This window comes from Colwellia sp. 5_MG-2023 (genome assembly GCF_030547795.1).
In the GTDB taxonomy this organism is placed as follows: domain Bacteria; phylum Pseudomonadota; class Gammaproteobacteria; order Enterobacterales; family Alteromonadaceae; genus Colwellia.
The window spans coordinates 1-23,146 of sequence record NZ_JAUOPW010000034.1 but is presented as its reverse complement, the minus strand read 5'-3'; the positions used below and the strand labels follow the sequence as shown (position 1 = coordinate 23,146).

The window sequence follows — 23,146 nt, the reverse complement described above, 5'->3', positions numbered from 1 at the left end:
AACAAGAATATTTAATATGAATTAAAGTAATTTAATTGCTTCAAGTTTTTTAATGATGTCGGTCTGAGTTTTTGTACCTCAGAAATAATTTTTTCATGAGACCAACCTAGGGCTAACAGTATTAATCCGATAACTAAACCTGTTCTGCCAGAGCCACCTTTACAATGGACCGCAATAACTCCTTTGTTATTTATTATCTTTATGATGTTAGCTTTATGAACCTGCCATTGTGTTTCAAATGCCTGATTTGGTTCAGCGTCATCTAAAATAGGCAATTGTAACCATTGTATACCTTGCTTGTTGCACTCTTCAGGTAAAGAAAGTACTGCATTTCTTTCCATTTCTTCATCAAACATCAAGGTAATAAGTAAATTAGTACCCGCATTTTTAAGCGTGGCAATAGATGCGACTAAATCTGCTTCTTTTGTGCCCGGACAAGGAGTAAAAATAAGTTGAGCGCCATTATCTAACGGTAACGTATCAAAAGGATGTGTTAAGCATAGTGTTTTCTTAATCATTTTATTTAAACCAATGTTGTGTCCGATTAATGATATAAACTAAGGAGAGCATTACGGGTACTTCCACTAACACCCCAACGACGGTTGCAAGCGCAGCCCCTGAATGTAAACCAAACAGTGAAATGGCAACCGCAACAGCTAATTCAAAAAAGTTTGAAGTACCAATTAAACAGGCTGGTGCCGCAATATTTTGAGGCAGCTTCATCCATATAGCAGCGATATAAGCAATAATGAAGATACCGTAAGTTTGGATCATTAATGGAATAGCGATTAAGCCAATGGTTTCAGGCTCATTAATAATTGTATTGGCTTGAAAGCCAAATAATAATACTACCGTAGCGAGCAATCCAATAACTGACCAAGGCTTCATTGTTGATAGAAAGTGCGTCAGTGATTTCTCACTATTATTTAATTTTTGGCGAGTTAAAATACCGGCAACTAACGGTAATAGCACGTAAAGGACCACTGAGATAAATAAGGTTTCCCACGGTACTTCAATATCACTCACCCCAAGTAATAATGCCGATATTGGCGCAAAAGCGAAAATCATAATGACATCATTCACTGATACTTGTACTAAGGTATAGTTTGGATCACCTTTTGTTAATTGCGACCAAATAAACACCATGGCAGTACATGGCGCAACACCAAGTAAAATCATACCCGCAATATATTCCTGTGCAGATTCAGGATCGACTAAATCAACAAATAAACCATTAAAGAAAAGCCAACCTAAACCTGCCATAGTAAAGGGTTTAATCAACCAATTAATTATCACGGTTAGAACTAACCCTTTTGGGTTTTTACCTACATCTTTTATTGCTGAAAAATCAATTTGCACCATCATTGGGTAAATCATCACCCAAATAAAAATAGCTACCACAATATTAACATGCGCTATTTCAACGTTAGCAATAAGCTGAAATACCTCTGGTTGCCATAACCCTAACAACACACCAGAAAGCATGCTAATAGCTACCCAAAATGATAAATAACGCTCAAAAATACCCATTAAAATATATCCTTAAATTTAATTTTTACTTCGCACAATTTTACTTACAAAAAGTAGCTTTATTCGGTCGGCTTTGCATTTTAGTTAATCGTAAATTTGCATCCTGGAAAAGATGTGTATTATTTTCCGTTGTCTCTGCTATAACCGCTTTTGCCCAATGAGGAAGTTCAGGGTTAATTCGGTAAAACACCCATTGACCATGTTTTCGAGCACTCAAAATATTAGATTTTCTTAATAGTGCTAAATTACGAGATACCTTAGGCTGACTATCTTCAGCTAAAGCTTCCATTATTTCACAGACACATAATTCACCATGATAATGCGATAACATTAAGACCTTCATTCGGATTTCATCTGTCAGGTTTTTATAAAAATCAATCGGTGTTAAACGCAGCGTTTTTTCTTCTGTTTCACTAAGCTCTGTGTTGTTGCTGACCTTCTCTTCAACACTCGCTCCTTCCATGATTAGAAACATAGACAAACGACGACTTAACTCATTTAAAGTCACTGTAAATGGTGCATTACCTAAACGGTTTTTAGGGTCTGGAAAGTCCCAGGCATATTGTTGTTTTGCATCAGGAAAATCCCGACATTCACTGCTGGCTTTATCACAAAGTGTAATAACAAAATCAAACTCTCGGCCTACAAATGTATCAATTCCTTTAGAGACTAATTGCGGTGGATCAATACCAAATTGCTTTAATGCTGCAATCGCACGTCCATCGACATTTTCGGGTTGTGTACCCGCACTAAAAATATCAAATTGATCACCTGCTTTGTGCTTAAGCAACGCTTCTGCCATTTGTGATCTCGCTGAATTACCAGTACATAGAAAAAGTACGCTGCGTTTACTTTTGTTCATATTAAATCTTACACTCACAATATATAAAAATAATTGTATATATGTTTTTTCATATACACAAGCAAATGAGCACAAAAAAAACGTAGATATTATAATAAACATCTACGTTTTATAATCTAAGTGACCATAACTTACTGTTATAAAAATATATTTAAGTCATTAACAGCTCAAATGTACATTACAAATAAAGAAAACTTAGTAAGAACGAAAGCGTTACCCACATCAATAAAATTAGTGGAATACCAACCCGCATAAAGTCAGAGAACTGATAACCGCCAGCATTCATTACCAACAAATTAGTTTTATACGCCATCGGGGTTGCATAGCTTAAATTAGCACCAAATAAAACAGCTAAGATAAAAGGTTCTGCCGGCAGATTGAGTTGGCTAGCAACAGAGATAGCAATGGGTGTACCAATAACTGCCGCAGCATTATTCGATACAATATTGGTTAAAATAGCGAGTAACAACATCAATGCCGCAATCACACCACCCGGAGGGAGCCCAAAAGATACAGCAACAAAAACCTGTGCGATATATTCAGCGCCCCCTGTTATCATCATCGCTGAGCCCAAAGCGAGGGAAGCAGCCACAATTAAAATAACTTGAGTACTCAAAGCAGATGCAGCTTCTTCCCAATTTAAACATTTAGTCATAAGCAGTATAAGTACACCAACAATAGAACTAATTTCAATCGGCAACAGACCAAGCGCTGAAGATGCAACAACCGCTAATAACGTTCCTAACGCAATTGGCGCTTTACTGGTTTGTGGTAAGGCTTCTGCACCATCAATAGTTAAAAAACCTTTTTTAGACTTTAACAAATGTATTTGTTCTGTTTTACCTTGAACCAGTAATACATCACCAATTTTAAGTTTAGTATCACCAATACTACTACGCCCTATCTCCATTGCTTTACCTGCACGGTGTAAAGCAACTACTGAAATTGCATATTTTTGGATAAAATGCGCTTGCTGTAACGTTTTCCCTTCTATGCCAGAGCCAGCAATAATCACAATCTCAGCTAATGTTTGTTCATCAGCTTTTAATGGATGCTCGTCAGAAACTTTATGTAACCCTGAGAATAACGTAGCGCCTAATACTGTCTCAAATTCTTTTAAGCGATCAGGGTAGTCATGCACTTTTAACCTATCACCAACTTTAAGTATCGTATCAGGTAAAGGAATAATATTACGATTATCCTTTCCTCGCTGAATACTTTCTATTTTAAGTTGACCATCAGTCATCGCAATTATTTCAGCAATGGTTTTTTCGTTTACATTACTTTCTTCACTAATATTAAGGTATGCACTAAATAAGCGTGGCGAGGTATCAGGCATTAACGGTGTTCTACTTGGTAATAGCTTAGGGGCAATTAACCATAAATAGATGATAGCGACTAGAGAAGCAATAAGTGCAGGCTGAACAAAATCAAATAATCCAAACTCAACTGACCCCATGTTTTTTGCAATACTAACCACTAATAAGTTTGTTGAGGTGCCTATAGTTGTAGCCATACCACCTACCAATGTTGCTAAGCCCATAGGTAATAACATTGGAGAAGCATCTGTTTTATTACGTAATGAAACACTGATCAAAATAGGTAATAAGAGAACAACAACGGGTGTGTTATTGATAAAAGCACTTAATACGCCAGCAAGGATAAGTGTCAATAATAAAGACAATGCTGGGCTAATCTTCCACAGTTTAGCTAAATATCGCCCAATAGGCTCTAAAGCTCCCGTTCGCACAATACCATGACCAATAATCATCAATGCACAAACTGTCACCAGCGCTTCGTGGCCAAAACCAAAAAACAAAGTACTTGGTTCAAAATGTTCACCATCAATATAAAAAGGAAACACTGAAAACATCACACATAAAATTGCAATAACAGCTAATGATGATGTTTCTAGAGGTATGCTGTCACGACGAAATAGATATAACGCTAGTACGGTGATCAATAAGATCGCTAATGCATGATAATTAGGTAGGTCAGGAATATTCAATGGGCAATACCAAGTTGATTAAATTAGGTAGCGTGAACGCTAATGACGCTATAAGGGGTAAATTTAAAATAAATTTTATTTGTTATAAATACTTTATAATACCTTCTGGATCAAGTATATACTTAACCTGAACTCAGTTTAAGATGTTTTTAATTTATTGAAATTATTAATAATATAACTATATTTTATACTTTAACTTGATAATTTTTCTTAATTCAAAGCAAATTTCGCGTCACTAGCTAGTCTATTACAAGTAAATTTAACGATGAAGTAAGGGAAAAATAACTGTTAGGTAATCTAACAGCAATAATAGCCTTACTATTGGTAGGTTTTACTTGCATGTTTATGGAGTTTATTATGACTGTTACGGCAGTACGTTTTTAAATATCCTGAGATTAACGGCGATAACGGCATTGAGTATTTTAAACTGCGCTCTGTTTAGTACATAATGAGTATAATAGTTAACACCTTAGTTTGTATTAAAAATATAATATAAGAAAAGCTGAAAGATCATACTGTTGAAATGCAAGATTTGTAACCTACATCACTTTACAATTTACGTATTGAACCAAGCTTTTTCCTTTGCCCTTATTTCTAATGTTCATATTTTATAGCCTACTAGTGAATGTAATATTTCATTTTAACAACTAACAATAACAACAAATAACCACTAACGAATATACAATGACAATAAAACGCAAAACTCTTTTTTGGAAATTATATCCCTCTTTTCTAAGCATCTCATTTATTTCATTACTCGCTATTGTAATGATTGCGCTTTGGTCCTTTAAATCATTCTATTATCAAGAGCGAGCTTTAGATTTAGAAATTAGAGCCAAAATATTAGCACCTGAATTCTCTCGACTTATTCAAGCTAAACGCTATCCAGAAATTCAAAATAAAGCGCAACAATTAGGTGATGATTCATTTACCAGAATAACCATTATTCTCCCTTCAGGATTAGTGCTGGGTGATAATAAAAAGTCACCAAAAATAATGGACAATCACATAGGTCGTCCAGAAATAGAACAAGCACTCATGACAGGAAAAGGTTTAGCAATAAGGTACAGTGATACTATATCAACAGATGCCATGAATTTTGCCATGCCCATTATTGAACAAGATATCCTTATTGGCTTTATCAGAACATCAACGCCTTTAGATACATTACAAAATGCGCTATGGATAATTTATTATAAAATATCTATAGGGTTTATTATTCTCACAGTTATTACTGTTTTTGCTAGCTGGTGGATGTCAAAATCTTTAGTGAGGCCGCTTGAAATGATAAAAATACAAGCACAACGGTTAGCTAAAGGTGATTTTTCAAGCCGTGTACAATTAGGCTCTAATGATTCTCTTGAGTCTGAACAATTAGGACAAGCATTTAATGAAATTGCCATTGAATTAAATCAACGTATTGAAACAATCCTCAATCAAAGAAACGAACAAGAAGCGGTATTTTCAAGTATGGTTGAAGGCGTTGTTGCGGTTGATAGTAATGAAAAAATTATCAGTATTAACCAAGCAGCCTATAACATTTTAAAAATAAGAGAAAAAAATATAGAAGGCTGTAAGTTAAAAAACACAATAGATAACAGTGAACTATATAACTTGATTGTATTTTCGCTACAACAGAGCTCTCCAGTTGGGCAAGAAATTATTATTCATAATGAAAATACACATGAACAAGTTCTGTTTGCTCAATCAGCTCCGCTACTTGATATACACAAAAACAAGTGTGGTACCCTTGTTGTATTTAACGACATAACAAAGTTAAAAGAATTCGAATTACAAAGAAAAGAATTTGTTGCTAACGTATCGCACGAACTCAGAACACCACTTACCGCTATCCAAGGCCTTTCTGAAACCTTAATAGAGTTTCCAGAGTTAGATCAAGAAAAACGCTGCTATTTTATTGGTGTGATACATACCCACTCTATTCGTTTAGAAGGGATTATAGAAAACTTACTGACATTATCTAAAATAGAAAAAGAAACAGAGGTTGATGAAATAGACTTTGTTGATGAATCAGTCACCTTAGCAATAAGCAATGCTATTTTCCTTTGTAAAGACAAAGCACTAAAAAGAAATATCAACATCATATTAAATAATGCAGAAGATATAAGCTTTAAACATAATTCGTCATTAATAGAACAAGCAATTATTAATCTATTAAACAATGCTATTAAATACAGTAATGGTAATAGTGAAATAAACATTACTATTATTAAAGAAAATAATGATATTAAGATCAACGTTGCGGACCAAGGCAGTGGGATTCCTGAAGAGCATTTATCTAGACTATTTGAACGCTTCTATCGTGTAGATAAAGCACGTAGTCGACAATTAGGTGGGACAGGCTTAGGTTTATCTATTGTAAAACATATTGCTTTAGCGCATAAAGGTACTGTCAGTGTAACTAGCGAGCTAAATAAGGGCAGCGTTTTTTCATTAATTTTACCATTGAATAATGAAGGGTAATCCAAATTAACTAACGCCATATTCGACATCAAGCTAAAGCAATAATTTAATGTTCGATTGTACTAATTAGATAATCAGCATGGTCTATTAAACTATGCTTACTTAACTCACTAAACATAGCCTTTGCACCAAATAATAGACAAAAAAATAGCGCTAAAATGAGCGCTATTTTTGTATGTGTAATTATTAGCTAATGCCTAGCTATTCTGCTCGCTAGTTATTGTCCAACAATAACCTCGGCTGAGTTCGAATTATAAGGCGAAGCTGAATTATCTGCAGCTAATGAATCACCAACTGAGTAGCCCTCAAAATCATCAGAGAAAACTTCTACTGTAGCTTCTGTATCAGAATAAAGTTTAATATCATCCACTAAAAAAGCGGTTGATGCGACACCACCGTTATCACCTAATTTAAATACAACAGTTGATACACCATCAGCGGTTAAATCTAACGCTTCCGTTGTTGCGGATAAGAATGGCCCAAACATTTCGCCATCAATAGCAAGTGTCAAGGTTGTAACTTCGGTAGTGCTTGATGAATCCCACGTTATTTCAACATCATGCCATTTATCAGTTTCAAAGGTTACTGCACTAAGAATCGTTTCGTTATTACGAATTTCAAAAACACCGTTTTTAATTCTTAGATCAATAACAGCATCAGCAACACTGGTTGAGTTACCATACAAGCCAATGTAAGCATCTTTTTCATCACCTTCGGCTTTATTAAATGACGCTGTTAATTTACCTGCCGCTAACATTGATCCTTTATATCGTAATTCACCTGCATCATCGGTCATAGTATCAGTAATTGATGCAAATTTACCACGCGTGGTAGATGGGGCTTCAGGCTCTGTTGGCTCACTAGTACCTGCTCTAATCACTTCAACCACAAATGCATCAGCGGTACTTGAATCATAAGGTGATGCACTATTATCAGTATCTAATGAGCTATTGACTTCATAGCCTTCAAAATCATCTGAATAAGCAACTGTTGTGCCTGGAATATCAGAATACAGAGTAAAATCATCAACTAAATAAGCGCCTGTTACTACAGAACCAGTATCACCTAATTTAAATACTACTGTTTTAGCACCATCCATTACTGACGCAAGGTCTTCAGAAACAGAAGTAAAAGCTTCAGTAGTAATAGCACTACCATTAATAGAAACAGTTACTAACGGTGCGACACTTTCACTTGCGCTTGAGGCATCCCAAGTCATCTCAACGTCAATCCATTCACCTGGTGTAAATGTTGACGTCACGGCAATATCACTATTACGTATAGTATAAGTGCCATTACCTATTCTTAAATCAACTATCGCTGCGGCTGTTGAAGTTGAGCTGCCATATAAAGCAATATAAGCTTCTTTAGCGCTACCATCTGCGGTCAAAACTTCATCTTTTGCAAATGAAACAGTAAGCATACCTGCTTCAATAGTTGAGTCATGTTTATATCTTAATTCTCCTGCATCGTCGTCCATAGTGTCCGTAATTGATGCAACTTTAGAAGTAATAACATCAGCAGGTTTTTCGATAATAGCGGCTGTTGGATACGAAGTAGAAGCTTCCTCAAAACCATCATTATCTAGGTAACTTACAGCCACAGAAATAGTTTTTCCTTCTTCAGCAGCTGTTACCATGTAAGTAGCTTCGTCTGCATCAGCAATGGCAACACCATCCGCCATCCATGTGTAGGTAATAGGAGTATCACCAGATCCGTTATCATCGATAATTTGTGCTGTTAATTCAAAACCTATATAAGCATCACCTGTGATCTCGACTGTGCCTTCACTCGGTACTGCTGGAAATTCTACAGTTTCAGTTAGTGATGAGGTTGCTATCTCACTATAACCATCATTATCAACATAACTCACGCTTAATGAAATTTTTGAACCTTCATCAGTAGATGTAACAGTATAAGAACTTGATGAAGCACCACTAATGGCAACGCCATCAAGTAGCCAAGTATAGGTAACATTACCTGATTCAAAACCATTACCTTCGGTAATATTAGCAGATAATGTTGAACCAATAATAGCATCGCCAGAAAGTGCAACACTTCCTAAAGAGTTACCACTTGATGGTAGTTCATAATCACTTTTACATGCACTTAATGCTAAAGCGCTCGTCATTGCTATTAACAATTTGGTTTTCATTATAGATATCCCCGTACAAATTATTTTAATTTCTTGTAGTTATAAGTATAAAACCAAACCAATAAATAAGATTGGTTTTAATTAAAACACTGACAACTATAATCACAGCGCATTACCAAATTGTCAACCAATAATAAAATACAAACAATAAAAAATCATAAAATTGGTAAACCAAATTTCATGATGACGTTATATTTTGACCAGATGATGATAGGGGGAATAGCGACTAGAGGAAGATTTATTAATCCGAGAGCAGATTATTTACGTTATTTAATTAAAAATATAGCTAATTTGAACTGAGGTTAAGCAATATGGGAGACGAATCTTAATTCTAAATGCTAAATTGAAAATAAATAATAGTGCTTTAGCGCTTACAGTATATATGGACAATGCAGTGTACACCCAAAGAACAATATTAACATATTACATTTTGGGTGTTTTATATTTTGACTAAACTAAACTTTCTTTTACTAATAAAACAGCTGTTTCATGATGAGCATGGACAAATGATTTTATGTCTAACTCAGATAAAACTACTTTTTCCTCAAGCGTATTTACTTGCACAATCAAATTGGCTTCTGGGCAATATTCTAATACTGCTTCACAAATTAACTGTTTACCTTTTAATGTATGAACAGTCACTATAATGCTTTTAGATAGCTCTACTTTAAGTGATTCAAGCACTACTCGCTTATCAAGATGACCAAAGTAAGCATTGTATCCTCGTTTTCTAGCTAATAAGACATGCTGTAAGTTGTCAGAAATAATTAAAAAATCAATATCTTTGCTCGCTAACTCTTTGGCAACAATTCTTCCTAATGTAGCAAAACCACAAACAATCGTATGATTGCGCACATTTACCGGTGCTATTTTATCGGCTTCAAAAAACTCAACCACAAACAGCGATGCTATTTTGTAGATATTATTAATCATAAATGGGGTTACCAACATAGATAACACAGTAATCAATATAAGAAAATTTCCCAGTTCACTATCTAAAATATTTTGGTGGACAGCCAAGGCAAAAATTGCGAAAGAGAACTCCCCTATTTGACATAAAGCTAATGCAGACTTTATTGCATCACTTTTATTGGCGCTTTTTCTAATAATAAAATAGATAAGAACGGCTTTAATAATCATCACCAACAAGAGTATACCTAGCACTAGATATAAGTTACTGGCAAAATAAAAAATATCAATTTTGGTACCGATAGAGAAGAAAAAAGCCCCTAACAATAAATCTTTATAGGAAGAAATATCTGACTCAACTTTAATATGAAAGTTAGTTTCAGCAATAATCATTCCGGCAATAAAAGCACCTAAAGAGTAAGTAAAACCGAGCTCATGCGCCAATAATGAAGCACCAATAACGATGGTAAAAACAGAACTTAAAAACAATTCTTCCATTTTTGCGGTGGAAGAAAAATGCAGTAACCAGCCAATAATTTTTTTACCTAAAGTAAACATAAAAACGATGATAGCCGTCGCATAAAGAAAGGTCTTTAAGAGAATATCAGTCATCGACATTTCATTATTGGCTAGAAAACTCATTAATAGCAAAATTGGAATAACGGCTAAATCTTGAAAAACTAAAATGGCTACAGACTTTTCTCCGTATGGCGTTACAATATCTTTAGACTTTTTCAAATACGGCAGTACGATAGCCGTTGACGATAAACTAAAAGAAAGAGAGATAATGACAGATGAAATAGTATCTAATGAAAACACATAATGAGCTAAAGCAAAAATAGTAAGGGAACTACAAGCGACTTGCATAAAACCATTATAAAATATCAAATGCTTCATCTTGTGAAGTTTAGAATAAGACATTTCTAAACCAATAGTGAACATAAGGAATACAATACCAAATTCACCAATTAAATCGAGTGATTCTAGGTCTTCACTACCGTTAAAATCGAAAATAAAACTAACGATAGTGCCTGTAATTATATAGCCAATAATATGAGAGATGGAAAACCGAGTTAATACTATATTTAAGACACTTGCTAGTGCTAATGAGATAGTAATAATAACGAGTAGTGAGTCCATTATACTTCCTTAAATAAACCTCATGTCTCGCCTACTACAAATGAAACAATTGAATAGTTAAAACAGCAAAGGTAGTGTGGATATTATAATTGGTTGTACTACAAACGATTAAGCGTATTGCACACCAGAATAAAAAATTTGAAATAACATGATATATCAGCATGTTATTTCAAATCTATAATTTTTTTATGCAGTAATCAAAAAAATTCGTTTCGTTATGTTTGATAGGGTAATCAGCTTTGCTGAAATATAGCACTTAAAATCTTTACTTTTCAGAAATCCAAAGTTTTATATGGCCTTGTACTACCACAACATCATTGCTGTCATAAGCGGTAACAGGTACAAGAAGATCACCGACTTGCCATTGCTCAGGCTCTACTTGTGCTACACAACGTATATCTGAACCAGCCTTGGCAGTATAGTCTAGCGACATACCTTTAGGGATCCACCGTAAATGTTTAGGAATAGAAGCTTCAGCCATAACACCCATCGCCATTTCTAACCCGTTACAAATAGCAATAACATGTACCGTTTTTATATGATTATGAACCTTGTTGCGTTTTTTGATATAGCATTCGCAATAGTTGGGTTTTAGCTCAGTAATTAAAGGGTTGATGGTACTAAAATAAGGAGCCATACGAGCAACCATCATAGAGAATAACTTCTTCCCCATTGGCCAACGCGTCACTCTATTGTATAGCGCCATAACTTTAGTGGGTTTAGCTTGAGTAGCGTTAGTTGTGGTGTTTTGCGCCATCATAAATTTTCCTGTTTTATCTTTACCTGGTCGGATGAGTTTAGCATTAATTTACCAAAACTCAACCAGCTTTATATACAGGAAAATTGTTTAGGTTTCATTCATTGTATAAACATTAAAGATACTTTGCTTGATAGTAAAATATTGCTTCCATGCAATATTAATTCTGCCAACAAATAACAGTTATAGGTCGGCAAGAAATTAAGCAGTTAAATTATCCTTATGGTTAACTTACGTTATTTTTAAGCTTCGTGCTTGATGAAGTTTTTTATAACTTTCAATCAATCTTAAATGTTTATCTAAACCTTCGAGTTTCATGCTCGTTTTAGTTAAACCAAAGAATCTGATTTCACCAAACACTGACCCAACAACATTACTCATATTTTCTTCACCAAACATACGATTAAAATTAGTAATAAAATCATCTAATTCTAATTCATCATCTAACGTAACTTCGAGTACCGCATGTACTGCTTGATAGAATAAACCACGTTCAACCGTGTTATCATTGTACTGTAAAAATTCCCCGACTAAATCAAGGGCATCTTCCAATGCGCCTAACGCAAGACAAATAAGAATTTTCAGTTCAAGAATAGTTAACTGTCCCCACACGGTATTTTCGTCAAATTCAATGCCAATTAAAGTGCGAATATCAATGTAGTTATCTTGTTGGCTATCTTCTAAACGTTCAAATAAATCTTGTAATGCATCATCACTTAGCACATGAAGGTTTAAAATATCTTCACGATAATCTAATGCTTTATTGGTGTTATCCCAAATAAGATCTTCAACCGGATACACTTCTGAATAGTCAGGAACTAACATGCGACATGCGGTAGCACCTAGTTGATCAAAGACAGTAATATAAACCTCTTTACCCAGTGCTTTTAAAATAGCAAACAAGCTACCGCACTCTTCTTCATTTGTGCCAGAAAAGTCCCATTCACAAAATTGGTAATCGTATTTTGAACTAAAGAAACGCCAAGAAATAACCCCTGTAGAATCAATAAAGTGTTCAACCGCATTTTCCGGTTCAGACACTGCCATGCTATTAAATGTTGGCTTTGGCACATCGTTTAATCCTTCAAAACTTCGCCCTTGTAACAATTCAGTTAAGCTTCGCTCTAATGCTACTTCAAAACTTGGATGTGCACCAAATGACGCAAACACACCGCCTGTTTTCGGGTTCATTAAGGTCACGCACATAACAGGAAATTGTCCACCTAAAGAGGCATCTTTAACAACAACTGGAAAACCCTGCTCTTCAAGGCCTTTAATGCCCGCTAAAATACTTGGATATTTCTCAAGCACTTGTTGTGGTACATCCGGTAAGACAATTTCTTGTTCAATAATTTGTCTTTTGACCGCACGTTCAAAAATTTCAGATAAACACTGTACTTGCGCTTCAGCTAAATTATTACCCGCGCTCATACCATTACTTAAAAATAAATTTTCAATTAAATTAGAAGGAAAATAAACCGTTTCACCGTCACTATGACGTTGATAAGGAATAGAACAAATACCGCGCGCAACATTACCTGAGTTAGTATCAATTAAATTTGACGCACGTAGCTCATTTTCAGGGTTGTAAATACCTAAACAATAATCATCCAAAATTCCCTCAGGTAAGGCATCATTTTCTGCCGCTTTAAACCATTTTTCATTGGGGTAATGAACAAAATCACTATTCGCAATTTCTTCACCTAAAAATTGATCGTTATAGAAGAAATTACAATTAAGACGTTCGATAAACTCACCTAATGCTGAACAAAGTGCACTTTCTTTTGTTGACCCTTTGCCGTTGGTAAAGCACATAGGAGAAGCTGCATCTCTGATATGTAAAGACCACACATTAGGAACAATATTTCGCCATGAAGAAATTTCTATTTTCATACCCAAATCAGCCAGAATGCCCGTCATATCTTCAATGGTCTGCTCAAGTGGTAAATCTTTGCCTAAAATGTAAGTGCTACTATCACCAGTTGGCTGCCCCATTAACATTGCCTGAGCATCTTCTTCTAAACTCTCAACCGCTTCCACTTTAAATTCAGGTCCCGACTGTACAACTCTTTTTACTGTACATCGGTCAATAGAGCGTAAAATACCTTTTTTATCTCGATCAGAAATACTCTCGGGTAATTCCACCTGAATTTGAAATATTTGATTGTAGCGATCTTCAGGATCAACAATATTGTTTTGTGATAAACGAATATTCTCAGTTGGTATGTCACGCGACGAACAATAAACTTTAACAAAATAAGCAGCACAAAGCGCTGATGATGCAAGAAAATAATCAAAAGGACCAGGAGCTGAGCCATCTCCTTTGTAACGAATAGGTTGATCAGCAATGACACTAAAGTCATCAAACTTAGCTTCTAATCTAAGGTTGTCGAGAAAATTAACTTTGATTTCCATGAAACGTTTCCATATTTTAATGTTGTAATAAAAGTGTTTGGATCGTCTCAACTTATGAGGATTCACCGAAACTATTTAGCATCTTAATATTGATGAGTGTAATTATTGGATTTTTGGCTATATTAGCCTTAAGTCATAATATAAATTGACTCAATGTTTGTATAAATAAATATTATACGCGTCGAATCAACCTACGTTAACTACTTGCTCGTTTAATTAGTGATTACTTATAGGGTAAAGTATACCATTAGCAGCCGTTAACTTTTAATTCATCGACAGAATTATTATTAGCGCTAGAATAAAAAGTTCAAGATGTTACTATCTATTAAATTAATTACAGTTTTTTAGCAAAGCATTAGGACAGTTATGGAATATACAACACGCGAATTAGCGCAAAATAAACATATAGCGCTTGTTGCACATGACCATATGAAAGAATCACTACTCGATTGGGCGGAAGTGAGAATAGATATATTAAAAAGTCACAAACTTTATGCAACAGGCACCACAGGCACTCTGCTTTCACAAAAATTGAAATTACCTATTGAGAGTCTATTATCTGGCCCAATGGGTGGCGATCAACAACTGGGTGCTAAAATAGCCGAAGGAAAAATAGACATACTTATTTTTTTGTGGGACCCAATGAATGCTGCACCGCATGATCCTGATGTAAAAGCCTTATTGCGACTAGCCGCAGTTTGGAATATCCCGGTAGCAACAAATTTAGCAACGGCAGACTTTATTCTAGACTCATATCACCTTGATAAAGTTTATCATGCTCGTATACCTGACTATAAAGGCTATTTAGCAAGAAGAACCTAACAGTCATTAGTACTTTTTTCATATCAGGTAGCGCCCTTTTCATGTTAATATCTATTTATGACAGGCTCTATAGTAAAATAGCATCAAAATTGCGCTATGGTATACTGTACATCTACATTTGGATTAGCTCGCTAACCAAATATTAAAATATATAGTCGATCCAAGGTACCCAATGAAAAAAACATTTTTATTAACTCATAAAACAATTAAGCCAGCAAGACTTATTGATGCAATTAAGCACGAAGTAAAAAAGTACATTAAAAGAGAACGCAATAAAAAACTACCTGATGACGCTGACTTCTGGGACTTTGATTGTAAATATGGTCACACTAAAGAGGTAGCCGATGTTGTTCATATGTCTACACTGAATAAGTGTATTGATGATGCTGCACAACATGAACTGGAAAGTTTCTACCTAGAAATTATCGCAAAACCGGCAGTAAGAACATCAAAGCCAATTGAAGACGAAGAATAGAACACTTGAATTGATGGCGAGCATTTTTGAACTAGAATTCTCGTCATTTTGAGTTTAGTAATCCCCTTAACCTCGATTTCCTCATAAAAAATTTTGGTCATACCTGAGTAAAACCCGTCATTCTGAACTTGATTCAAAATCTCATGTATTATTCAACCACACGCATGAGATTTCGTATTAAGCGATCTACGGAATGACGAAATCCCCTGAACACCTCGTCATCATTCTAAACTTGATTAATAACCTCGGTTTTGTTCAACCATGCGTATGAGATTACGTATCAAGCGATCTACAGAATGACTAATCGAGCAAACACCCTGCACTTGATTCAAGGTCTCACGTATTATTCAACCACGCGCACGGGATCACTTATCAACAGACCTATGGAATAACTAAATAAGACATACAGGAATAACCAAGTATTTTGTATTTAATGGCCTATGAAGTATATGATGTGACATATAGAATATGACAATAGAATGCAAAAATCGCACAAAAAAATCTCAGGAATATACATAATAAAAAAAAGCGCCTAAAGGCGCTTAAAAGGGAGGTTAAACAAAACCTATTCTCTATACTAATTAAGCATAGCTAAACGCATTTCCTGTTGTCTTTGAAAAGCGTCTTGTTCACGTGCAACATATTTAGCCCATTGCTGTGCTGTTTTTTTAATTTTAGGTAATTTTTCTGCCTGCTCAAAAGCCGCCAAAGATGCATCAAATTCTTTTAAATTAAAGTTTGCCATACCTTTAGCAAGGTACATATTACCTAAGTAAGCCGCTGATTCTTCACTTTTACTTTTTGTAATTGCTTTATCTGCAGCGTTAATGGCTTGTTGCCATTTTTCAGCATTTAAATATGTTTGCGCAAGTAACGCATCATATTTACCGTCATCAGCTAACTCTGTTAATTGTTGTAGGGTTTTAATAGCTTGCATTGTTTCCTTAGCACCTAAATATGCACGAGAAAGTAAGTCTAAACTTTTTTCTTGTGCAACTACGTTACCTTGTTCAATGGCTTCGTCTAATAATTTCGCAGCTTTAAAAGGCGCGCCATGAAATTGGTATAATTGTGCAAGTGTCATAATATCATTTGATTTAATAATATAGCCTGCTTGATAAGCCGCTTCCATTACCGCAACTTGCTTATCTTCTTCTCCAATTTCACCATACATACCTGCAAGCTGTAACCAATATTCAGGCTTGCTGTATAAACGTACAAGTTGTTCCATCACTTCGGTTACTTGTTTAGGCTGATTTAACTCATAGTGAGTGGCACGTTTTAGAATAAGCCAATTTTCTTTAGGTATTTTATTATCTAGTTCAGCTATTTTAATGGCATTTTCAATATGCATTAAGCTATCAACAAATTGTTTATCTTGGTAATAAACTTGAGCAAATAACATTTCTTGACTCGAAGTTAGTGGCTTTGAATTAATTTCTTGCCAAGCCTTTAAATGTGTTAATGCCGAAGTATAATCTTGGTTTTGCATCGATAATTGCGCAAGTGAAAATCGTGTTGAAATAAGCAAACTATCCGGAATTGAACTTTCGTCACGGATCACTTTATTAAAGTTAATAATCGCATTTTCAACATCATCATTGGCGTAATGCATAAAGCTATAAAAGTTATATAACATTGCTTGTTCGTAGCTATTTAAACTATCAACACGCTCTTCCACTTCAGCTAACACAGCTATTCCTGCGGGTATATCGCCTTCATCCGCAAGTTTTTGTGCTCGCGCAAGTTGCGTGTAAACACGGTTTCTCATCGCTGGAACTTTTTTACTTTCACGGTAACTTTTATGTTCTTGTTTAGCTTCTTGTTTAGTGTTGGCTGAATTATTTTCGTTAGCCATTACCTGACTTGATGATAAAAATGTCACCAAACCTAATGTTGAAGCTAAAAATAAGGAAACTTTCATTTTAACTCTCCTTTTTATTTAAATATTAAAAATAAACTTACTTTTCTTGTGAAGTTTGATTTATCCGTCGATCTCAAAACTAATTTTATTTTGGACCCCTGCCACTGACATTGCGACACCATCAACAACACGTGGTTTATATTTGAACTTAACCACCGCATCTAAGGCTGCTCGGTCAAACACACCTTCAGGCTCGGCTTGCACTACAACTGGGTTTGTTACAGCCCCTGTTTTAGTCACGGTAAATTCAACAATTACATAACCTTCAATACCTCGTGCTTGCGCTCGACGTGGATAAACCGCGGCAACTTTTACAATAGGTAAATAATCTCCATCACCACTATCTAAGTTCAAACCACCTGATAACCCGATATCAGCTTGAATATCAGCAGCAAAGCTACTTTTAGTCGCGTTTGCATTAGGGTTACTCTGCTGCATAGGAGGTGTTGTCATTGGCGGTGGTGGCTCTTTAGGTTTTGCGGGCTTTTGTACTTTTCGTTCTTTTTTAACAACCGACTCATCTTTTTTCAAACGAATAAAATCTAGCACATTACCTTTTACTGGCTCTGACATAACATCATTACCGCCAGCAATAAGGTTCTGCATTCCCCAAAATAATAAAAAGGTCATACTTAGCGCCAGTACACCTGCGATAACATATCGAACACCACTGCGCACAATTATTGTAGTCACTTAACACTCTCCAACGTTTACTAGGCTTCTTGCGCAGCAATCGATACGTCAAACACACCAGCGGCGCGCGCTGAATCCATAACCTTAATTAAAGTATCTGTTGTTGCCTTCTTATCAGCTTGAATAACAACAGTACCTTGCGGGTTTTCAGCTTTTAATCGTTCAATATTGGCTTGCACACTGCGAATATCAACTTTACGTTTATTGATCCAAATGTCGCCTTTATCACTAATAGCAACGAGTATATTGGCGCGCTCTTTCTTAACAGCTGTAGCTGCTTCTGGACGATTAACATCAATACCAGCTTCCTTAACGAAAGAGGCAGTAACGATGAAGAAAATAAGTAAAATAAACACTACATCCAACATTGGAGTCATATCTATTTCTTCTTTTTCTTCCTGCGCTTGTATCATTTTATTTAAGTGACGCATGATTTTTCCTAATAGTTTATCTGTATGGTACTAGCCAATAATCATTAACTAGTACGTAACTTTCTTTTTGTTTAATGATTTGCTGTTAAAGAATCAGCTAATAACTCGGTTTCTTTCTTAGCATTTCGTTTAATCCAGGCGACGGTGAAAACACCTGATAAAGAGCCAACCATACCGGCCATTGTTGGTATCGTTGCTCTTGATACACCTGAAGCCATTGAACGAGCATTGCCACTACCTGAAATAGCCATTACATCAAAAACTTCAATCATACCGGTCACTGTGCCTAGTAAACCTAGAAGCGGACATAGCACAACCAATGACTGAATTAAGCTAATATTTCGATTTAACTTAGTTGCACCACGTGAAATTAATGCCGTTCTAATTTGCTCACTGTTCCATGACGTTTGATCTGCTCTGCTTTCCCATGTACTAAGCAAATGCTTTTTCACACTTTTATAACTTAGTGAGATAAATACAAATCGTTCAAAGATCATTAACCACATAATGAAAATAACACAGCCAATAACGGTTAATACCTGCCCGCCCGTATCCATAAACTCTACAATAGCGTCGAACATTTCGGTTAAGGCAATCACGTTTTATGCTCCCTGCCCTGCTAACTCTGCATTTTCAGAGCGCTGAGCAATTATACCGGTGCTTTCTTGTTGTAAAATATTGATGATATTTTTACTACGACTATTTAGGTAAGCGAATATGAATACCATTGGAATCGCAACAACTAAGCCAAGAACCGTTGTAACTAAGGCTTGAGAAATACCACCTGCCATTAATTTAGGGTCTCCTGTACCAAACAAGGTAATCGCTTGGAACGTATTAATCATACCGGTTACCGTACCAAGTAGACCGATTAACGGTGCAACGACTGAGATAATTTTAATAAGCGTTAGCATGCTAGACAACTTAGGTAACTCACGTAATATTGATTCAGACAGTTTTAATTCTAATGTTTCAGTATCTAAACCAGGATTATCGTCTTTTACTTGCATAACACGGCCTAACGGATTGTCATTTGACGCAACATCAGACTTAAGTTGACGATTAACTTTAGCGCCTACAGATACCAAGCTAATTAAACGTATTAACGCGATTAATAAACCAACTGCGCCAATAGCAAGAATGATATAACCAACAACACCACCTTGGTCGATACGCTCTCGTGTGTCTGGTGCTTGCACAAGTAAACTTAAAATTGAACCGCCTGTTGGGTCTAACGCAAAAGCGGTTGTTTCTTTGCTTGTTGTTAACGCATCAACTGTTGATAAATAACGGTTAGCGGGTTGTCTAATTAACTCAGCAACACTGCCTGTTTCATCGATATATTCTAAATATTTACCATTAGCAACTAAGTTAAATCCGCCAACACGTGTAACGTCTGTCATGGTACGTTCGCCATTAGCTAAAACGACTTCACGATTAAACGTACTTATTTTACCGCTTTGTGTCATTTCACGTTGTAGTTCAAACCACAAACGTTCTATTTCTTCAATTGACGCTAACTTACTAGTAGATCCCATACTTTGCGCAAATTGATCTAAAAACTCACCACGACCAGGAATTTGGGCCGAAATAACAGATGTTTGAAATTTACTACGAGTATCACCTGACACTTGTTGCAGTACGCCAAATAACTCTTTTAATTCACCTAAGCGCTTATCAAGTGCTTCCGTTTTATTCGCTAATTGAATTTCATTATCAGCAAATGTTTTTTCTAATTCACCACTTAAGGCAATCGCTGAATCTCTTTGCTTTTTAATATCATTAAGCATTGCTTGTTGTTGATTCACTTTTGCTTTAAATTCAGCTTCTCTATCTTTATTTTGTTTAGATTGCGCAATTTTTCCTTGTTCTAGCTGACTTAATAAATCATCAAGATTAGTCGCTTGTTGCGCCATACTTGCTCCGCTTGCCAGCGTTAATGAAAGCGTTACAGCCGTTATTGCTTGTTTGCTAAAAGTTGTTAACGATTTAACAGTATTAATAATAGTCATGTTTGATACTCTGCTATAGCTTGGCTTGTGTGTTGGTCAATGGCACCATGATTAAGTCCGGTGCTAGTTGTTTACGTGCAATACGAAGTGCTTTATTTACACCTAAACGATAATCTTGTGAAAGTGTTTGCCATTGGCCACTTGCTTGATCCCATTGACCCAAACGACTTCCATCACGTGTTTGATAAATATAACTAACACGCCCTACCCGTAAAAAGTCGACATCCATTTGTTGGTTATCAACTGTCAATTGACCACTGTATGATTCAATAGTACGCCCATAATCAACTTCAATTTGGTAAGCTTCTAAAACACGACGAAATTTTTCAGCAACTGAAGTATCAGCACGTACCATCATGTCATTTAAATCATTAAGTCTTTTACTACGCTCTTCAGGGAGAAAAGGAACATCAAGTTGTACGAAACTTTCTAATGTAGAAATCATGCGCGCCATTAGAGGTGATATTTGGCGTTCAATAACACTGACTTCTTCCATAGACTTAGCCAGCTGAGTTAATTCGGCTACTTGATTGTCTAATTGAAGTTGCATTTGTAAGTTATATACATTTAAACCGTCTAGCTCTTTCGTTACAGTATTAAATTGTTGTAACTTAGTCTGAACTTGCTCTGTAAGGCCATTTACTTTTAACTGAGAGTTAACGGCAGACTGATTAATTTGTTGTCCGGCAGCAACCACTTCATCTAGTCGTTGAGATTGGTTGTTTTCATTCGCGATAGCACTTGTATGTAGCAGGCTGCTAGCACTAAAGCTAAGCAATAAGCTTGCTTTGGCAAGGTGTGATAACTTCATGTATTTACCTATATCTTGTCATAAAATAATTGTGACAAAGTCTACCCAAGAAATATGACAGTTAAGTTATGGAAATGTGACAGTTAGGTTTCAGTAATGTTTCACTTTTATGAATTACTAAGTAGAAGAATGTTCAACAGTCATGACGTATACTTTTTATGGTTCATTTTGTTTACTTAGGGTTTACGACTAAATAATGTACTGTTTCGTTTGATAATATTGAAATTGGTATACCTAGTTGGTATGGTAGGTTGGTAAACCAAAAAGTAATAAAGAGTAAGAGGGGAGATTGTAAATATAACAATGCTATTTACATCATCATTATTCTTTTATAAAGAATCAAATATAAATAATTTAAGAGAACATTATGAATAACATTCGAGTAAGGCAAACTATTTTATCCTTAACTGCTATACCTATTTCTGTTGTCATGCTGATGTCATGTGCAAGTAATGGAGAAAGTGAACAATCTAGTTTTACTCCTAAAACAACGGCTACTATTCCTGCTGATAAATTTGATTTATCTCATTGGAAAATGAATGTGCCACTTGATTCAAACAATGATGGAAAAATTGATGAAATTTCAGTAAAAAAGATGCAAAGCTATTCGCATCCAGACTTCTTTTATCTTGATGAAGAAGGTTATATGGTTTTTACGGCGCCAAATAAAGCCATAACTACTGCCAACTCTAGTAATACTCGTAGCGAATTACGCCAAATGCTTCGTGGGAGTAACACTAAAATAAAAACAAGTTATCCTGGTAACAATTTTGCTATTGCAGCCCACCCATTGTCTGAACGTTTTGGTGCTGTAGGCGGGAAAATGACAGCTACCTTAAAAGTTGATCATGTTGCACTAAGAGCTAAGAATATTAATAAACCTGCAGCTTATTCCGTTGTTGTAGGACAAATTCATGCAGGAAAAGATAAAGCATTACAAGCAAAAAACTTAGGGTTTGGTGCCGGTAATGAACCGATAAAAATTTATTATAAAAAATGGCCAAATCATGAAAAAGGCTCTGTTTTTTGGAACTATGAAAGAAACCTAGCTAAAAATGATCCTAACAGAACGGATATTGCTTTTCCTGTTTGGGGAAATACCTGGGAAAATTCAAATGAGCCTGGCGATAATGGTATCGCACTAGGAGAAGAATTCAGCTATACCATTAATGTACATGAAAACATTATGTATTTAACTTTTACTGCGCCAGGTAAACCAACAGTTAACTACAATGTAAATTTAGCAAACAATGTTGATGCAAACGGTGAGATAGATCCCAAAGATAATAAGTGGGGCTATACTGGCGACTGGTTATACTTTAAAGCCGGTGCTTATAATCAATGTAGCACTAAAGATGCTCCTGGTCTGTGGTATGCAGCTTGTTTAGGAACGGGAGATTGGAAAACAGATAAAGCTAATGGAGATTATACGCAAGTTTCTTTTAGTTCATTAGTGCTTAGCGACTCTACTAATCCAAGATAATAGTACATTATCCTAACTGAATTTTACTTTAAAGTTGCTTTAATCATAAGGGGGATCATACGTTCCCCCTTAATCGAAAAGTAATTCAATATTATTTAACTATTAAATTGAGAAATTAAACTTTGTTGCTCGTGCAGTCGTTTTAATAGTTTATTACTTAACCTCAGCTCGGGATAAGAATTAATTAAATTGAACTAAGTGCCCGTTCCACGATCCGATCTTTCGACCAAGAAAA

Annotated in this window: 18 protein-coding genes; 4 read left to right on the top strand and 14 right to left on the bottom strand. The window is 35.5% G+C overall.

What is annotated here, in order from left to right; all coding sequences use genetic code 11:
- Window positions 1-11 precede the first annotated feature (11 nt).
- From Q4496_RS16450 to Q4496_RS16435, 4 genes are all read right to left on the bottom strand, one after another.
- On the bottom strand, window positions 12-518 hold the full coding sequence (locus Q4496_RS16450) for a dual specificity protein phosphatase family protein (protein WP_215974540.1): 507 nt from the start codon (window positions 516-518) through the stop codon (window positions 12-14).
- Between the two features lies 1 nt (window position 519).
- Window positions 520-1,530 (bottom strand): ACR3 family arsenite efflux transporter, encoded by a 1,011-nt coding sequence (gene arsB / locus Q4496_RS16445; RefSeq protein WP_215974541.1) that lies wholly within the window; start codon window positions 1,528-1,530, stop codon window positions 520-522.
- Between the two features lie 40 nt (window positions 1,531-1,570).
- The gene (locus Q4496_RS16440; protein WP_303601823.1) at window positions 1,571-2,392 is read right to left on the bottom strand and encodes a metalloregulator ArsR/SmtB family transcription factor; all 822 of its coding nucleotides are present in this window, start codon (window positions 2,390-2,392) and stop codon (window positions 1,571-1,573) included.
- 178 nt (window positions 2,393-2,570) lie between these two features.
- Window positions 2,571-4,400, bottom strand: coding sequence for an SLC13 family permease (locus Q4496_RS16435; protein WP_215974543.1), 1,830 nt, complete (start codon window positions 4,398-4,400; stop codon window positions 2,571-2,573).
- A gap of 684 nt (window positions 4,401-5,084) precedes the next feature.
- Between Q4496_RS16435 and Q4496_RS16430 the strand changes: the two genes are divergently transcribed.
- On the top strand, window positions 5,085-6,884 hold the full coding sequence (locus tag Q4496_RS16430; protein WP_303610843.1) for an ATP-binding protein: 1,800 nt from the start codon (window positions 5,085-5,087) through the stop codon (window positions 6,882-6,884).
- Between the two features lie 217 nt (window positions 6,885-7,101).
- On the opposite strand, the gene Q4496_RS16425 is transcribed toward Q4496_RS16430, so the two are convergent.
- The 4 genes from Q4496_RS16425 to Q4496_RS16410 all read right to left on the bottom strand — a co-directional run bounded on the left by Q4496_RS16425 (window position 7,102) and on the right by Q4496_RS16410 (window position 14,260).
- Window positions 7,102-9,039 (bottom strand): hypothetical protein, encoded by a 1,938-nt coding sequence (locus Q4496_RS16425; protein ID WP_215974545.1) that lies wholly within the window; start codon window positions 9,037-9,039, stop codon window positions 7,102-7,104.
- A gap of 450 nt (window positions 9,040-9,489) precedes the next feature.
- Window positions 9,490-11,088, bottom strand: a complete 1,599-nt coding sequence (locus Q4496_RS16420) for a cation:proton antiporter (protein WP_303610842.1) — start codon at window positions 11,086-11,088, stop codon at window positions 9,490-9,492.
- A gap of 265 nt (window positions 11,089-11,353) precedes the next feature.
- A complete protein-coding gene (locus Q4496_RS16415) occupies window positions 11,354-11,845 on the bottom strand; it encodes a hotdog fold domain-containing protein (protein WP_303610849.1) in 492 nt (163 codons plus the stop codon).
- A 231-nt stretch (window positions 11,846-12,076) separates the two neighbouring features.
- Window positions 12,077-14,260 carry an OsmC domain/YcaO domain-containing protein gene (locus tag Q4496_RS16410; protein WP_215974547.1) on the bottom strand — a complete coding sequence of 728 codons (2,184 nt, stop codon included), beginning with the start codon at window positions 14,258-14,260 and terminating at the stop codon, window positions 12,077-12,079.
- 366 nt (window positions 14,261-14,626) lie between these two features.
- Here Q4496_RS16410 and Q4496_RS16405 point away from each other — a divergent pair, with 366 nt between their 5' ends.
- Together Q4496_RS16405 and Q4496_RS16400 are read left to right on the top strand one after the other, a co-directional pair.
- Window positions 14,627-15,082: a methylglyoxal synthase gene (locus Q4496_RS16405; RefSeq protein ID WP_215974548.1), complete on the top strand. Its 456-nt coding sequence runs from the start codon at window positions 14,627-14,629 to the stop codon at window positions 15,080-15,082.
- A 172-nt stretch (window positions 15,083-15,254) separates the two neighbouring features.
- Entirely contained in the window at window positions 15,255-15,557 is a 303-nt protein-coding gene (locus Q4496_RS16400) for a DUF6172 family protein (RefSeq protein WP_215974549.1), read from the top strand.
- Window positions 15,558-16,134: 577 nt separating this feature from the next.
- Here Q4496_RS16400 and Q4496_RS16395 read toward each other — a convergent pair.
- From Q4496_RS16395 to Q4496_RS16370, 6 genes are all read right to left on the bottom strand, one after another.
- Window positions 16,135-17,481: a hypothetical protein gene (locus Q4496_RS16395; RefSeq protein WP_215974550.1), complete on the bottom strand. Its 1,347-nt coding sequence runs from the start codon at window positions 17,479-17,481 to the stop codon at window positions 16,135-16,137.
- Window positions 17,482-17,541: 60 nt separating this feature from the next.
- On the bottom strand, window positions 17,542-18,111 hold the full coding sequence (locus Q4496_RS16390) for an energy transducer TonB (RefSeq protein WP_215974628.1): 570 nt from the start codon (window positions 18,109-18,111) through the stop codon (window positions 17,542-17,544).
- A gap of 83 nt (window positions 18,112-18,194) precedes the next feature.
- Window positions 18,195-18,605, bottom strand: coding sequence for a biopolymer transporter ExbD (locus Q4496_RS16385; protein WP_215974551.1), 411 nt, complete (start codon window positions 18,603-18,605; stop codon window positions 18,195-18,197).
- Between the two features lie 71 nt (window positions 18,606-18,676).
- Window positions 18,677-19,204: a MotA/TolQ/ExbB proton channel family protein gene (locus Q4496_RS16380; RefSeq protein WP_159819812.1), complete on the bottom strand. Its 528-nt coding sequence runs from the start codon at window positions 19,202-19,204 to the stop codon at window positions 18,677-18,679.
- A gap of 3 nt (window positions 19,205-19,207) precedes the next feature.
- Window positions 19,208-20,617, bottom strand: coding sequence for a MotA/TolQ/ExbB proton channel family protein (locus tag Q4496_RS16375; RefSeq protein WP_215974552.1), 1,410 nt, complete (start codon window positions 20,615-20,617; stop codon window positions 19,208-19,210).
- A 13-nt stretch (window positions 20,618-20,630) separates the two neighbouring features.
- Complete coding sequence (locus tag Q4496_RS16370; protein WP_303601828.1) at window positions 20,631-21,428, bottom strand: DUF3450 domain-containing protein; 798 nt, start codon at window positions 21,426-21,428, stop codon at window positions 20,631-20,633.
- Window positions 21,429-21,795: 367 nt separating this feature from the next.
- Here Q4496_RS16370 and Q4496_RS16365 point away from each other — a divergent pair, with 367 nt between their 5' ends.
- A complete protein-coding gene (locus Q4496_RS16365) occupies window positions 21,796-22,911 on the top strand; it encodes a polysaccharide lyase family 7 protein (RefSeq protein WP_303610841.1) in 1,116 nt (371 codons plus the stop codon).
- Window positions 22,912-23,146: the final 235 nt, after the last annotated feature.

Excerpts from the sequence above, each read along its gene's own strand:
- Q4496_RS16450 (WP_215974540.1), bottom strand. The coding sequence starts at position 518 with ATGATTAAGAAAACACTATGCTTAACACATCCTTTTGATACGTTACCG.
- Q4496_RS16420 (WP_303610842.1), bottom strand. The coding sequence starts at position 11,088 with ATGGACTCACTACTCGTTATTATTACTATCTCATTAGCACTAGCAAGT.
- Q4496_RS16425 (WP_215974545.1), bottom strand. The coding sequence starts at position 9,039 with ATGAAAACCAAATTGTTAATAGCAATGACGAGCGCTTTAGCATTAAGT.
- Q4496_RS16405 (WP_215974548.1), top strand. The coding sequence starts at position 14,627 with ATGGAATATACAACACGCGAATTAGCGCAAAATAAACATATAGCGCTT.
- Q4496_RS16390 (WP_215974628.1), bottom strand. The coding sequence starts at position 18,111 with ATGACCTTTTTATTATTTTGGGGAATGCAGAACCTTATTGCTGGCGGT.
- Q4496_RS16440 (WP_303601823.1), bottom strand. The coding sequence starts at position 2,392 with ATGAACAAAAGTAAACGCAGCGTACTTTTTCTATGTACTGGTAATTCA.
- Q4496_RS16385 (WP_215974551.1), bottom strand. The coding sequence starts at position 18,605 with ATGCGTCACTTAAATAAAATGATACAAGCGCAGGAAGAAAAAGAAGAA.
- arsB (WP_215974541.1), bottom strand. The coding sequence starts at position 1,530 with ATGGGTATTTTTGAGCGTTATTTATCATTTTGGGTAGCTATTAGCATG.
- Q4496_RS16415 (WP_303610849.1), bottom strand. The coding sequence starts at position 11,845 with ATGGCGCAAAACACCACAACTAACGCTACTCAAGCTAAACCCACTAAA.
- Q4496_RS16370 (WP_303601828.1), bottom strand. The coding sequence starts at position 21,428 with ATGAAGTTATCACACCTTGCCAAAGCAAGCTTATTGCTTAGCTTTAGT.
- Q4496_RS16395 (WP_215974550.1), bottom strand. The coding sequence starts at position 17,481 with ATGAAAGTTTCCTTATTTTTAGCTTCAACATTAGGTTTGGTGACATTT.
- Q4496_RS16430 (WP_303610843.1), top strand. The coding sequence starts at position 5,085 with ATGACAATAAAACGCAAAACTCTTTTTTGGAAATTATATCCCTCTTTT.
- Q4496_RS16400 (WP_215974549.1), top strand. The coding sequence starts at position 15,255 with ATGAAAAAAACATTTTTATTAACTCATAAAACAATTAAGCCAGCAAGA.
- Q4496_RS16410 (WP_215974547.1), bottom strand. The coding sequence starts at position 14,260 with ATGGAAATCAAAGTTAATTTTCTCGACAACCTTAGATTAGAAGCTAAG.
- Q4496_RS16365 (WP_303610841.1), top strand. The coding sequence starts at position 21,796 with ATGAATAACATTCGAGTAAGGCAAACTATTTTATCCTTAACTGCTATA.
- Q4496_RS16375 (WP_215974552.1), bottom strand. The coding sequence starts at position 20,617 with ATGACTATTATTAATACTGTTAAATCGTTAACAACTTTTAGCAAACAA.